Here is a 12,818-nt window from a genome sequence, read left to right as displayed (position 1 = left end):
GCCGGGGCGTGGGGATTACCACTGGTAACTCACAAAAATCTTACCGTTGCGTCCGTCCTGAGGAATGCCCTGAGGAGACCAGTACGCCTTGTCGAACGCGTTACCCAGCACCAGCGTCGTGGTTACCCCTTTGAGCTGCTCCTGGCCTTTATAGCTTACGTAGAAATCGTTAACCGCATAGCCAGGCTGTTCGCTGTAACTACTGCTGATATGGGTTGAGCGATCGACGAAGGTGCCGATCCAGCCGACGGAAAAACCGCTTTGCGCCACCGGGATATCCAGCTTGCTGGTGACGGTATCCGGGTTGATGCTGGAGATATACTCGCCCGTATCGGTATCTTTTCCCCGGGTGCGGTTATAGGCGACGTCGAGGTTGAACAGGTCGGCCGTGTATTTCGCCAGCACGTCCCAGCCCCAGATTTTGGCGTGGGGAACGTTCATGGACATGGTGGTCGCAGCCGCAAAATCGACGCTGGTGGAGATGTAGTCTTTGGCTTTGGTGTCGAAGTAGCTGGCCTTGAATTCCAGCGCATCGTTAGCAAGCATGACGTCGTCAAAGCGCAGTCCGAAGCCAAACTCCTGCGTTTCATTGGTTTCCGGACGCAGGTTCGGGTTCGGTACCCAGTAGTTAGTGTAAAAGCGGCCGATGGAGAAGTGTTTGGCGTCGTTATACATTTCACCCATGGTCGGCGCACGGAAGGCCTGTGCGTAAGAGCCGAACAGCATCAGCCAGTCGGTCGGGCTGACGGACAGTCCGGCACGGGAGGACCATCTGTCCGCGTTCACATCGTCGTATCCTTCGCTGCTCCCGCGGTAATTATCGTAACGGGTACCGCCGAGTAGCGTGACCGGCAGGTCGCGCAGGGTGATCTCGTCCTGCAGCCAGCCGGAGCTGAAATCGATTTTAGCCTCCGGGAAGCCGGTGGTGGTGCCCCCCGGATGTTGCTCCTGACGGTAGTATTCGCCGCCATAGGTCAGAAGATGTGAGGCAAACGTGTCGCTGAACAGACGGGTGCGGTTTTCCACTTTGCCACCTTTGGTGGTCTGCTTGCGAAACTCGCCGGTGCCGTCAATGTTCTGGGCGTTAATGCGCGCTTCAGACCAGTAGAGTTTCGCATCGGCATTCAGCCAGTCGTTGCCCTGGGGAGCCAGGTGATAGCCCAACTGAGCGTCTCGCTGAATGGTGGAGCGATCGGTCATGGGATTGCTGCTGGCGTCCGCGGCGGGGGTTTGCGGGTTTTTGGGCTCCTGCGCCGCGTTATTGTAATAGCGCAGGGATCCGCTCAGCGTCTGGGCCGGATCGATGGCCCAGCGGCCTTTTGCCAGCATGTTGTTGATGGATTCGTCATTCGGTGCTGTTCCACCGTCGCTCTGGCGCAGATCGCCGCGATCGCGGCTCGACCAGGCAACCAGTCCGTCCAGGGTTTCGGTACGCCCGTAAGCGCTGGCCCCCATGCCCAGACTGTGATCGCCCGTCGCGCCCGTACCAAACACGCGGTAGCCGCTGTTTTTGCCCGGTTCCAGCAGGTCATTTGCATCGGCGGTGTCATACGCGATCACGCCCCCCAGCGCGCCGCTGCCGTACAGTAAGGCTGACGGGCCGCGAACCACTTCGATACGTTTAATCAGAGCCGGGTCGAGGAACGTGCTGTTCAGGTGGCCAGTGTCGGTCCCCTGGCGCACGCCATCCACCAGCACCAGCACGCCGCGGCGGTCGTAACCGCGCAGGTTGACGTCCTGACCGTTGGTGCGCCCGGTGCCGTCAAGCATCAGGCCTGGGACGTAGCGCAGCAGGTCGGCGGCCGAGCTGGCGGTCTGATTTTCCGGGGCCGCGGTGTCAATCACGCTGACCATCATCGGGGCTTCGAAGGCGCTGCGGGCGTTGCCGGTGGCGATAACGGTCATATCATCTGTGGCCGCAAACGCGACGCCCGGCAGGGCGCTGACAACGGATAGCGCAAGGCAGGACGGGCGCAAAAATGCGGAATGCAGGTGTGGCATAGCAACTCTCCATAAAGAATCGAAAGCGCTGGCTGCCTGGGGGATCACCTGGGTGGCTGGCGAAGGTATTGTGGTATTTATTTGGTGAGGATCAGCTTCCCGGCATGGGTCTGGCGCAACAGATAAAGCTGGCCGTCATGCTCGATGATCACGCGTCCCTCGTCCCCCAGCAGGCTTTTACTGTCGATCCGACGATCGGTGCGCGCTGGGGCAGGTGCTGTGTGTGTGTTTTCGGGCGTTGCCGTGTTGTTATCCGTACGTGACATAATGTTTATAAATAACAATCAATGTAACAATGATAATCATTATCAACAAAGTGAAAATTCACGGCAAGCGTTTTTGTAAAAAAACTGTGATGGGATCAAAACAGAAGCGGATGTGGCCGTGCGCGAACGTAGACCCTCTCCCGCAGGAGAGGGTAAAAGGCAAGGACTAAAAACGTGAATCGACCGCTGCCGCCAGTTTCTCCAGCAGCAGTTCGCTGTCTTCCCAGCTCAGGCATGGGTCGGTGATCGACTGGCCGTAAACCATTGGCTGTCCGGCTACGATTTTTTGCGTGCCTTCCCGGATAAAACTTTCGGCCATAATGCCCGCGATGGCGGTTGAACCGCTGACGATCTGCTGGCAGATCTCATCACACACGTCCAGCTGGCGGCGATGCTGTTTCTGGCAATTGCCGTGGCTGAAATCCACCACCAGGTGTTCCGGCAGGTCGAACTCGGCCAGCGTTTCGCACGCCGCAGCAATATCTTGCGCGTGGTAATTAGGCTTTTTCCCGCCACGCATGATGATATGCCCGTATGGGTTGCCGCTGGTCTGATAAATGGTCATCTGACCGCGCTTATCCGGCGACAGGAACATATGGCTGGCACGCGATGCGCGGATCGCGTCAACGGCAATTCGCGTGTTGCCATCGGTACCGTTTTTAAAACCAACCGGGCAGGAGAGGGCAGAGGCCATCTCACGGTGGATCTGACTTTCCGTGGTGCGCGCACCGATAGCGCCCCAGCTGATGAGATCGGCGATAAACTGTCCGGTCACCATATCGAGAAACTCGGTGGCCGTCGGTACGCCCAGCTCATTGACCTGCAAAAGCAGTTTACGCGCCAGCTCAATACCATAATTAACACGGTAGCTGCCGTTCAGGTCCGGGTCGGAAATCAGCCCTTTCCAGCCCACGACGGTGCGCGGTTTTTCAAAGTAGGTGCGCATGACAATTTCAAGGCGATGCTGGTACTTGTCCCGCAGTCCCTGAAGCCGTTTTGCGTAATCCATTGCGGCATCCAGATCGTGGATGGAGCAAGGGCCAATCACCACCAGAAGACGTTTGTCTTCGCCATTAAGGATTTTTTCAATGCGACGGCGGGATGCCGTGACATGTTCCGCTACACCCGCGGAAACAGGATGCCGCTGTGCCAGTTCAGCCGGTGTGACCAGGCTGTCAATGCGCGCAGTGCGGAGTTCATCGGTTTTATTCATGAAATGTCTCAGAAAAATTTTTGCTTCATCGGCAGACTACCGGGAAGTGATGGGCATCACCTTAAACCAATCCCTGCTGAATTCAAGTTCGGCGCGCCTGCGCGCCGAGGATGTGGTGATGATACCCGATTCTGAGTTATTGTACTAGCATGTTAGTACATGCGTCGGTTGAGTCCCATGATATCGAGGATTTTGGTGGCGATCTCTTCTACCGAATAGTTAGTGCTGTTTAGCCACGGGATCTGGTTTTTGCGGTACAGCGCTTCCACCTCGGAAACCTCCATTCGACACTGGCGCATTGAGGCGTAGCGGCTGTTCTCACGGCGTTCTTCACGTATTGCCGCCAGCCGTTCCGGGTTGATGGTCAGGCCAAACAGCTTGTGCTGGAGCGGCTTAAGGGCGGCTGGCAGCACCAGATTGTCCATGTCGTCAGCAATAAAGGGGTAGTTGGCGGCGCGGATACCGAACTGCATCGCCAGGTAAAGGCTGGTCGGGGTTTTCCCGCAACGCGAGACGCCCAGCAGTATCACCTGCGCCTGGTCGAGGTTACGCAGCGAAATACCGTCGTCGTGCGCCAGGGTGTAATCAATGGCGGCGATACGCGCATCGTATTTGGTCAGGTTGCCGGGGTTCAGCCCGTGCGTTCGGTGGGCGATAGGCGTCGGGTCGAGTTTCAGTTCGCTCTGCAGCGGGGCCACCAGCGCCTGGACGATATCCTGACAGAACCCTTCACTTTGCAAAATAATCGCGCGAATTTCAGGGATCACGATGGAGTAGAAGACCAGCGGGCGGACCCCCGTCTGCTGGAAGATGGCGTCAATCTGGTCCTTCACCGCCTTTGCACGGCTCTCATTTTCCACAAACGGCAGCGTGATGCTGTTAATCGAAACGGGGAACTGGGACATCACCGCATGTCCCAGCACTTCGGCGGTAATCGCCGTACCATCAGAAATATAAAAAACGTGGCGATCGACAGCATTATCCATTTTACCCACCCTGAATATCGTACGTAATTGTCTGAAAGCATAAATTAAAAAAGTAAATTACACAGCAAAGAACTTATCCTAATTATAAATGAAACGGTGTTTTTGATTTTCCTGAAAAGTGGATTTCATTTTTCAATTAGCGACTTTATTTTTAGGGTTTTTGGCTGAATATATAGGAATCATCGGGTTAGCGGATGGTGGGAAAGTATCCGAAAAGTTGAAAATTTAAATTGCTTACACGATTCACCGTTTTTTTAGCGGAAATAATTATGCCAGTATAAATACGTAGTCAGGTGTTTCTTACTCCGATCAAATATCACAAAAGGATTGTTTCGATGTCCAACAATGGCTCGTCACCGCTGGTGCTTTGGTATAACCAACTCGGCATGAATGATGTAGACAGAGTTGGGGGCAAAAATGCCTCCCTGGGTGAAATGATTACAAATCTGTCGGGTATGGGTGTCTCCGTACCGAACGGGTTTGCCACAACCGCCGATGCCTTTAACCTGTTTTTAGACCAGAGCGGTGTAAACCAGCGCATTTATGACCTGCTGGATAAAACGGATATTGATGATGTGACCGAGCTTGCGAAAGCCGGTGCCCAAATCCGCCAGTGGATTATCGACACACCTTTCCAGCCGGAACTGGAAAAAGCCATTCACGAAGCCTATAACCAGCTCTCAGCGGATGATGCCCAGGCGTCGTTTGCCGTGCGTTCTTCTGCCACCGCGGAAGATATGCCCGATGCGTCATTCGCCGGACAGCAGGAAACCTTCCTTAACGTCCAGGGTTATGACGCCGTGCTGGTGGCGGTGAAGCACGTCTTCGCGTCCCTGTTCAATGACCGCGCCATCTCTTACCGCGTGCACCAGGGCTATGACCATCGCGGCGTGGCGCTTTCTGCTGGCGTACAGCGCATGGTGCGCTCCGACGTGGGCTCTTCCGGCGTGATGTTCTCCATCGACACCGAATCCGGCTTCGACCAGGTGGTGTTCATCACCTCGGCGTGGGGTCTGGGTGAGATGGTAGTACAGGGCGCGGTGAACCCTGACGAATTCTACGTTCATAAGCCGACGCTGGCCGCAAACCGTCCGGCGGTTGTTCGCCGCACGATGGGCTCGAAAAAAATCCGCATGATCTATGCCCCGACGCAGGAGCATGGCAAGCAGGTTAAGATTGAAGACGTACCGCAGGAAATGCGTGACCGTTTCTCCCTGACCGATGCAGAAGTGCAGGAGCTGGCGAAACAGGCGGTACAGATCGAAAAACACTACGGTCGTCCGATGGATATCGAATGGGCCAAAGATGGCAACACCGGCAAGCTGTTTATCGTGCAGGCGCGTCCGGAAACTGTCCGCTCCCGCGGTCAGGTGATGGAGCGTTATACCCTGCACGCACAGGGCAAAATCGTGGCGGAAGGCCGCGCGATTGGTCATCGCATCGGTGCCGGTCCTGTCAAAGTGATCCATGACATCAGCGAGATGAACCGCATTCAGCCAGGCGATGTGCTGGTGACCGACATGACCGACCCGGACTGGGAACCGATCATGAAGAAAGCGGCGGCCATCGTCACCAACCGCGGTGGCCGTACCTGCCACGCGGCAATCATCGCCCGTGAGCTGGGGATCCCTGCCGTTGTCGGTTGCGGTGACGCGACCGAACGCATGAAGGACGATCAGAAAGTGACCGTCTCCTGTGCGGAAGGCGATACCGGTTACGTGTATGCCGATATTCTCGACTTCAGCGTGAAGAGTTCAAGCGTCGATACCATGCCGGATCTGCCGCTGAAGATCATGATGAACGTTGGTAATCCGGATCGTGCGTTTGACTTTGCCTGCCTGCCGAACGAAGGCGTTGGCCTGGCGCGTCTGGAATTTATCATCAACCGTATGATTGGTGTTCACCCGCGCGCGCTGCTGGAATTTGACGACCAGGACGCGAAGCTGCAGAACGAAATCCGCGAGATGATGAAAGGTTACGACTCGCCAAAAGAGTTCTACGTCGGTCGTCTGACCGAGGGGATCGCCACGCTGGGCGCGGCGTTTTATCCGAAGCGCGTGATCGTCCGTCTGTCCGACTTTAAGTCAAACGAATACGCGAATCTGGTGGGGGGTGAGCGTTACGAGCCAGAAGAAGAGAACCCAATGCTCGGCTTCCGTGGCGCCGGACGTTATGTTTCCGACAGCTTCCGTGCCTGCTTCGCGCTGGAATGTGACGCCGTGAAGCGCGTGCGCAACGACATGGGACTGACCAACGTTGAGATCATGATCCCGTTCGTGCGTACCGTGGATCAGGCGAAAGCGGTGGTGGAGGAGCTGGCACGTCAGGGTCTGAAGCGCGGCGAAAACGGGCTGAAGATTATCATGATGTGTGAAATTCCGTCCAACGCCCTGCTGGCTGAGCAGTTCCTGGAGTACTTCGACGGCTTCTCTATCGGCTCGAACGACATGACGCAGCTGACGCTCGGACTTGACCGTGACTCCGGCGTGGTCTCTGAACTGTTTGATGAGCGTAACGAGGCGGTGAAAGCGCTGCTGTCGATGTCCATCCGCGCCGCGAAGAAACAGGGTAAATATGTCGGGATTTGCGGTCAGGGTCCGTCTGACCATGAAGACTTTGCCGCATGGCTGATGGAAGAGGGGATTGACAGCCTGTCCCTGAACCCGGACACCGTGGTGCAAACCTGGCTGAGCCTGGCCGAACTCAACAAGTAACGCCATCAGCACCAGAAAAAGGCGAGGATATATTCCTCGCCTTTTTTTATTTCATGCCTTATTTGCTCCCCATCACAAATAAAGTAAAAAACCAAATATCATAATTTGTCTGTTAATTTAGACAATTGTTAGCGCGCAAAGCGTTGCTAATACTTGAGCCTTACCGCGCATTTCCCTCGCTGATGCGCAACTGGTTGAAATACGTTTTAACCTGATAAAAAGGCAAATAACAATGACAATCTCCTCTGTATTGCGTACCAAAGATAAAATAGGTTATGGCTTAGGTGATATGGCCAGTGCGCTGGTCTGGCAAACGGCAACCTTATTTCTCGCCTATTTCTATACGGATGTTTTCGGTTTGCCGGCGGCCATCATGGGAACCATGTTTTTAGTGGTGCGCGTGGTGGATGCTTTTGTCGACCCCTGCATTGGCGCGCTGGTCGACCGCACCCAGACGCGGCACGGTCGCTTTCGTCCCTGGCTATTGTGGTTTGCCATCCCATTTGGCGTAAGTTGCCTTATCACCTTCTATGTACCGGACGTCGGGCCGACGGCAAAAATCGTGTATGCCTGCGTCACTTACGCCATCTTAAGCCTTATTTATTCCGCGATTAACGTCCCGTATTGCGCTATGCCCGGGGCGCTGACGCTGGATCCGCGTGAGCGTCACTCGCTGCAGTCCTGGCGCTTCGGCCTGTCGTTCATCGGCGGGTTGATTGTGACGGTGATCGCCTTACCGCTGGTCTCGCTGTTAGGCCAGGGCAACGTTCAGAAAGGCTATTTCTATGCCATGAGCATGATGGGCCTGCTGGGTATTATTCTCTTCTTCTGCTGTTTCCTGATGACCCGCGAGCGTTATTCCCCGCGCAATGACACCTCGGGTTCGATGAGCAGTGATTTAAAACTGCTGGCCGGAAATAGCCAGTGGCGAATTGTTTTCCTGTTTAATATTTTGCTGTTAACCGCAGTGGTGACGCGTGGTTCTGCCACCATGTATTACGTGAAATATGTGCTTCTGCGCCCGGAGTTGGTATTTGCCTTTATTGTTTCCGGGATGGTGGCGTCCTTAACGGGGGCATTATTATCTGAACGTCTGTTGGGGAAATTTGACCGCGTCCGCGCCTATCAGTGGACCATTATTTCCTTCGTGATTTTCGGCGCGCTGATTTTCTTCCTGCCGCCTTCGCAGATCTGGCTGATTTTTGGCCTCAACATTATCTTTAGCTTTATTCAGAACCTGACCACGCCGCTGCAGTGGACCATGTTCTCTGATGTGGTCGATTATGAGGAGCATCGCAGCGGCCGTCGTCTGGATGGTCTGGTCTTTTCTACCGCGCTGTTTGCCATCAAATTTGGTCTGGCGCTGGGCGGGGCGGTGGTCGGTTGGGTTCTCGGGATGGTGGATTATGCGCCCGGTCAGGCAACCCAGGCACCGCACGTGCTCTCTACCATTAATGCGCTCTTCACCCTCATCCCCTGCGTGCTGTTCCTCTGTATGGTCGCGCTGCTGACCATTTACAAACTCAACAGCAAGCTCGTCAATTCCATCGCCCGCGAGCTGGCCAGCAAACGCGAGGTGCGAGACGAGACAGGACAACTCACCCCGGCCACCCATTCCGCAATACAGGAGTAACACATGACTGCGATTTATAAGGACGCGGGACGTCCCGTGCATGAACGCGTCGCCGACCTACTGGCACGCATGACCCCGGAAGAGAAGTTCGCCCAGATGCATGCCTACTGGTTGATCCTCGATGAAAACGGTAACCACCGCGAACGCAGCGATCTGAGCGATGAATTCGCGGGCGTGAGCGAACAGGCTGCGCTTAGCGAACGGCTGAAACTGGGTGTGGGACAGATTACGCGTCCACTGGGCACCCATATTGTTGATGCGAAAACAGGCGTGCGTGCCGCTAACCGCCTGCAGTGCATGATGATGGAAGAGACGCGCCTCGGTATTCCGGCGCTGTTCCATGAAGAGTGCCTGGTGGGGCTGTTGTGCAAAGATGCCACGCTGTTCCCGTCGTCGCTGAACTACGGTTCGACCTGGGATCCGCAGTTGGTGCAGCGTGCGGCAGAACAGATTGGCAAAGAAGCACGCTCTGTTGGCTGCCAGCAGGGGCTGGCCCCGGTGCTGGATGTCTCTCGCGACGTTCGCTGGGGACGCACCGAAGAGACCTTCGGAGAAGACCCGTGGCTGGTGGGGGTGATGGCCACGGCATACGTGAAGGGTTTGCAGGGCGATAAGCGCGATCTTCTGGCAACGCTCAAACATTATGTGGGCCACTCCTTCAGCGAAGGGGCACGCAACCACGCGCCGGTGCATCTGGGCCTTAGCGAACTGAACGACACCTTCCTGCTGCCGTTTGAGATGGCGGTGAAGCTGGCCAATGCCGGTTCGGTGATGCCTGCCTATCACGATATCGATAACCAGCCCGGACACAGCGACCACTTCCTGATGACAACCGTGCTGCGTGAACAGTGGGGGTTCGATGGGATCATCGTTGCGGACTACGGCGGCGTGAGCCTGCTGCACCAGCATCATGGCATCTCGCACGATGCCGCCGAATCTGCAGCGCTGGCCTTCAATGCCGGGCTGGATGTCGAACTACCAAAAGATGACTGCGCGCGTCATCTGGCAGAAGCCGTTGAGCGCGGACTGATTTCCATGGCGAAAGTCGATGAAATAGTGGCACGCGTCCTGACCGAAAAATTCCGTCTTGGCTTGTTTGAAAAACCGTATGCCGATGAACAGGGCATCGATTTGCAAAATGAGGCAACGCGTCAGGTTGCAAGGGAAGTGGCGACCCGTTCGCTGACGCTGCTTGAGAATAACGGCATTTTGCCCCTCGGCGGCAACCCTCGCGTGGCGGTCGTCGGGCCAACGGCAGACGATCCGCTGGCGCTCCTCAGCGGTTACAGTTTTCCGGTGCACTTAATTATTAGCGACATGGTGGAAGAGACCTCGCAGGTCACGACACCGCGCGCGGCGCTTGAGCAGTATCTGGGGGCCTCGCGGGTACGTTATGCCAAAGGCTGTCACATTATCGAAAAACGGATGGCGGGTGCGCCGGTGTTTCCGGGTGACAGCGGCGGTAAACCTATGCAGCAATCTCCGGTTTCGCAGCGTACCGACCTGATCCCTGAAGCCGTAAAAGCCGCACAGGAGAGTGACGTGGTGGTGGCCTGCGTTGGCGATCTCGCCGGGCTATTCCAGAGCGGAACCGTCGGGGAGGGCTCTGATACCGACTCTCTGAATCTGCCGGGCGTACAGCAACAATTGCTGGCTGCGCTGGTGGCCACCGGCAAGCCGGTTATCGTGGTCATGACCGGCGGGAGGCCTTACAACCTTCAGGGGCTGGAAGATAACGTCGCCGCGCTGATGATGGCCTGGGCACCAGGGCAGGAGGGCGGCTGGGCGATTGCGGATGTATTAACGGGCCGCGCTGAACCGCAGGGACGTCTGGTGGTCAGCGTGCCGAAAAGCGCGGGAGCAATGCCCTATTACTACAACCACAAGCTCAAAAGTGGCGGCACACCGTTCGCTTTCCATTTTGGCTCCCGCTATCCCTTTGGCTTCGGTCTCGGCTGGACGCAGTTTAGCTGGGGAACGGCGCGCGTGGCTGAACCCCGCGTTCCGATCGACGGCGAGGTGGTCGTAAGCCTGGATATCACCAATACCGGTGAGCGCAGCGGCAGCGAGGTGGTACAGGTCTATGTCCGGGATAACGTCGCCACGCAGGTGCGGCCACTGCAGGAGTTGAAGGCGTTCCAGCGCGTCACGCTCTCACCGGGTGAAACCGCCACGCTCACCTTTACGTTGCCCGTTGAGATGTTCAACTTTACCCGTCGTGACGGCAAACGGATCGTCGAGCCGGGTGAATTTGAGTTGCAGATTGGTGCATCGTCGGCGGATATTCGCGAGGTGGTGACGGTCAATGTGACCGGGGAAACCCGTGTATTGTCAACGGAATGGCGGATGCTCAGCACCTGTGACGTCAGCCGCGCGTAATCAGGATAAAAAAAAGCCCATCGTGGGAGATGGGCAAAGACTACACACAGCAATTCGTAGTTTCACTCAGGGGATTTCCATGCTTATAAATCAAGGTGTTGATTTATAACCGTGTCCTAATAGTAGGCATGTCAGCTTTTAGCGTCGATCAGATTCGTCTCAATAGTTAAAGAGACGTAAAGATTTCTTGAGGTTAATAGGGGACTTAGAGCCGTAATAGCGGGTCTGACCAGTGCGCAACGAATAAATACTTTAGCAACGTTTAAGTATTAAAGGGGAATATGTAGGCCGGGTACGCGACTGCGTTACCCGGCCTGTCCATTACTGCTTGTTCTTATCTTCCAGCTCTTCCAGTTCGCTCAAAATCACGTCCGGGTCCGTTCCCGGAGGCGGGATTTCGTGCACCCAGGCGGAGAACAGACGCCAGGTCACGGCCAGAAGCACCGGGCCAATAAACAGACCAATCATCCCAAAGGCAATCAATCCACCAATTACGCCTGAGAGAATAAGGATCAGCGGCAGGTCTGCGCCCATGCGAATAAGGATGGGACGAATAACGTTATCCATGGTGCCAACCACGCAGCTCCAGACCAGCAGAACGGTGCCCCACGTGGTATCGCCGGTCCAGTACAGCCAGATAATGCTGGGTACCAGCACCAGCAACGGACCCAGTTGCGCAAGGCAGGTCATCAGCATGACCACGGTGAAGACGGTGGCGTACGGCACGCCAGAAATCGCAAGACCAATACCGCCCAGCACCGCCTGAACCAGCGCCGTTACCACGACGCCAAGCGCAACCGCGCGCACGGCCTGCGCCGCCAGCAGAACCGCGGCATCACCCCGTTTGCCCGCCAGGCGAGTGGCAAAATGACGAACGCCTAATGCCACCTGCTCACCGCGCCAGTACAGCAGGGCGCTAAAGACCAGCATCAGCGTACAGTGCATCATAAAGCGGCCAATGTGCGCCGCCTGACCCACAAACCAGGTGGTGGTAGTGCCAATATACGGGCGCACTTTCGCCATCAGCGCGCTGCCACCCATCTCCAGCAGGCCATGCCAGCCGCTGTAAAGTTTTGCGCCAACAACCGGTATGCTGTTAAGCCAGGCGAGATCCGGCGGCGTCAGATCGCCACTGGTCACGGCGCGAATCACCGGGCCGCTGGAGTCGACAAGGCTGTTGACCAGCAACGCAACGGGAATAATGAACAGCAGGAACAACAGCAACGTCATCACCAGGACCGCCAGCCCACGACGTCCGAAGAGCAGTTTCTGTAACCGTAACAGTAAAGGCCAGGTGGCAACCACAACGGTTGCAGCCCAGGCGAAGCCGAGAATGAAGGGTTGAACGATCCACAAACACGCAATAATCATGAGGGCCAGGAACAGCACCGACAGCAAAATTTGCGCAACATCCCTGGGCTGGCGAAGATTGACCATAAATGAAACTTTCCTTAATTGAACACCAGCGTGGCTGGCGGGAACGGAAAACCGCGATTCTCTAATCATTAATGATTTCAGCGATTTTTGACAGGCGAATTCTGCCTGTAATTCTGCAGAGCGTATAAGAAAAAAATGTGATAAAACTTTTACGATACACGCAAACGATTTCACACCTCTAATTAGGGT

8 protein-coding genes and 1 other RNA gene are annotated in these 12,818 nt (G+C 55.9%); 3 read left to right on the top strand and 6 right to left on the bottom strand.

What is annotated here, in order from left to right; all coding sequences use genetic code 11:
* Nucleotides 1-15 precede the first annotated feature (15 nt).
* The 4 genes from AM410_RS21120 to ppsR form a co-directional block, all read right to left on the bottom strand.
* The gene (locus AM410_RS21120; protein ID WP_073396615.1) at nucleotides 16-2,001 is read right to left on the bottom strand and encodes a TonB-dependent hemoglobin/transferrin/lactoferrin family receptor; all 1,986 of its coding nucleotides are present in this window, start codon (nucleotides 1,999-2,001) and stop codon (nucleotides 16-18) included.
* A gap of 77 nt (nucleotides 2,002-2,078) precedes the next feature.
* A complete protein-coding gene (hemP, locus tag AM410_RS21115) occupies nucleotides 2,079-2,267 on the bottom strand; it encodes a hemin uptake protein HemP (protein WP_047366450.1) in 189 nt (62 codons plus the stop codon).
* Between the two features lie 166 nt (nucleotides 2,268-2,433).
* The gene (gene aroH, locus AM410_RS21110) at nucleotides 2,434-3,480 is read right to left on the bottom strand and encodes a 3-deoxy-7-phosphoheptulonate synthase AroH (protein ID WP_025204385.1); all 1,047 of its coding nucleotides are present in this window, start codon (nucleotides 3,478-3,480) and stop codon (nucleotides 2,434-2,436) included.
* 152 nt (nucleotides 3,481-3,632) lie between these two features.
* A complete protein-coding gene (gene ppsR, locus AM410_RS21105; RefSeq protein WP_020884387.1) occupies nucleotides 3,633-4,466 on the bottom strand; it encodes a posphoenolpyruvate synthetase regulatory kinase/phosphorylase PpsR in 834 nt (277 codons plus the stop codon).
* 335 nt (nucleotides 4,467-4,801) lie between these two features.
* On the opposite strand from ppsR, the gene ppsA reads away from it, so the two are divergent.
* The 3 genes from ppsA to AM410_RS21090 all read left to right on the top strand — a co-directional run bounded on the left by ppsA (nucleotide 4,802) and on the right by AM410_RS21090 (nucleotide 11,192).
* Complete coding sequence (gene ppsA, locus AM410_RS21100; RefSeq protein WP_020884386.1) at nucleotides 4,802-7,180, top strand: phosphoenolpyruvate synthase; 2,379 nt, start codon at nucleotides 4,802-4,804, stop codon at nucleotides 7,178-7,180.
* A gap of 232 nt (nucleotides 7,181-7,412) precedes the next feature.
* On the top strand, nucleotides 7,413-8,813 hold the full coding sequence (locus AM410_RS21095) for an MFS transporter (protein ID WP_108648420.1): 1,401 nt from the start codon (nucleotides 7,413-7,415) through the stop codon (nucleotides 8,811-8,813).
* Nucleotides 8,814-8,816: 3 nt separating this feature from the next.
* Nucleotides 8,817-11,192 carry a glycoside hydrolase family 3 N-terminal domain-containing protein gene (locus AM410_RS21090; protein WP_073396617.1) on the top strand — a complete coding sequence of 792 codons (2,376 nt, stop codon included), beginning with the start codon at nucleotides 8,817-8,819 and terminating at the stop codon, nucleotides 11,190-11,192.
* A 5-nt stretch (nucleotides 11,193-11,197) separates the two neighbouring features.
* Here AM410_RS21090 and rprA read toward each other — a convergent pair.
* An RNA gene (gene rprA / locus AM410_RS21085) (antisense sRNA RprA) lies at nucleotides 11,198-11,305 on the bottom strand.
* Nucleotides 11,306-11,513: 208 nt separating this feature from the next.
* Nucleotides 11,514-12,629, bottom strand: a complete 1,116-nt coding sequence (ydiK, locus tag AM410_RS21080; RefSeq protein WP_020884383.1) for an AI-2E family transporter YdiK — start codon at nucleotides 12,627-12,629, stop codon at nucleotides 11,514-11,516.
* Nucleotides 12,630-12,818 lie beyond the last annotated feature (189 nt).

It is taken from the genome of Enterobacter cloacae complex sp. FDA-CDC-AR_0164, assembly GCF_003071645.1.
Lineage (GTDB): Bacteria > Pseudomonadota > Gammaproteobacteria > Enterobacterales > Enterobacteriaceae > Enterobacter > Enterobacter ludwigii.
This window is presented reverse-complemented; position numbering and strand designations above follow the sequence as displayed.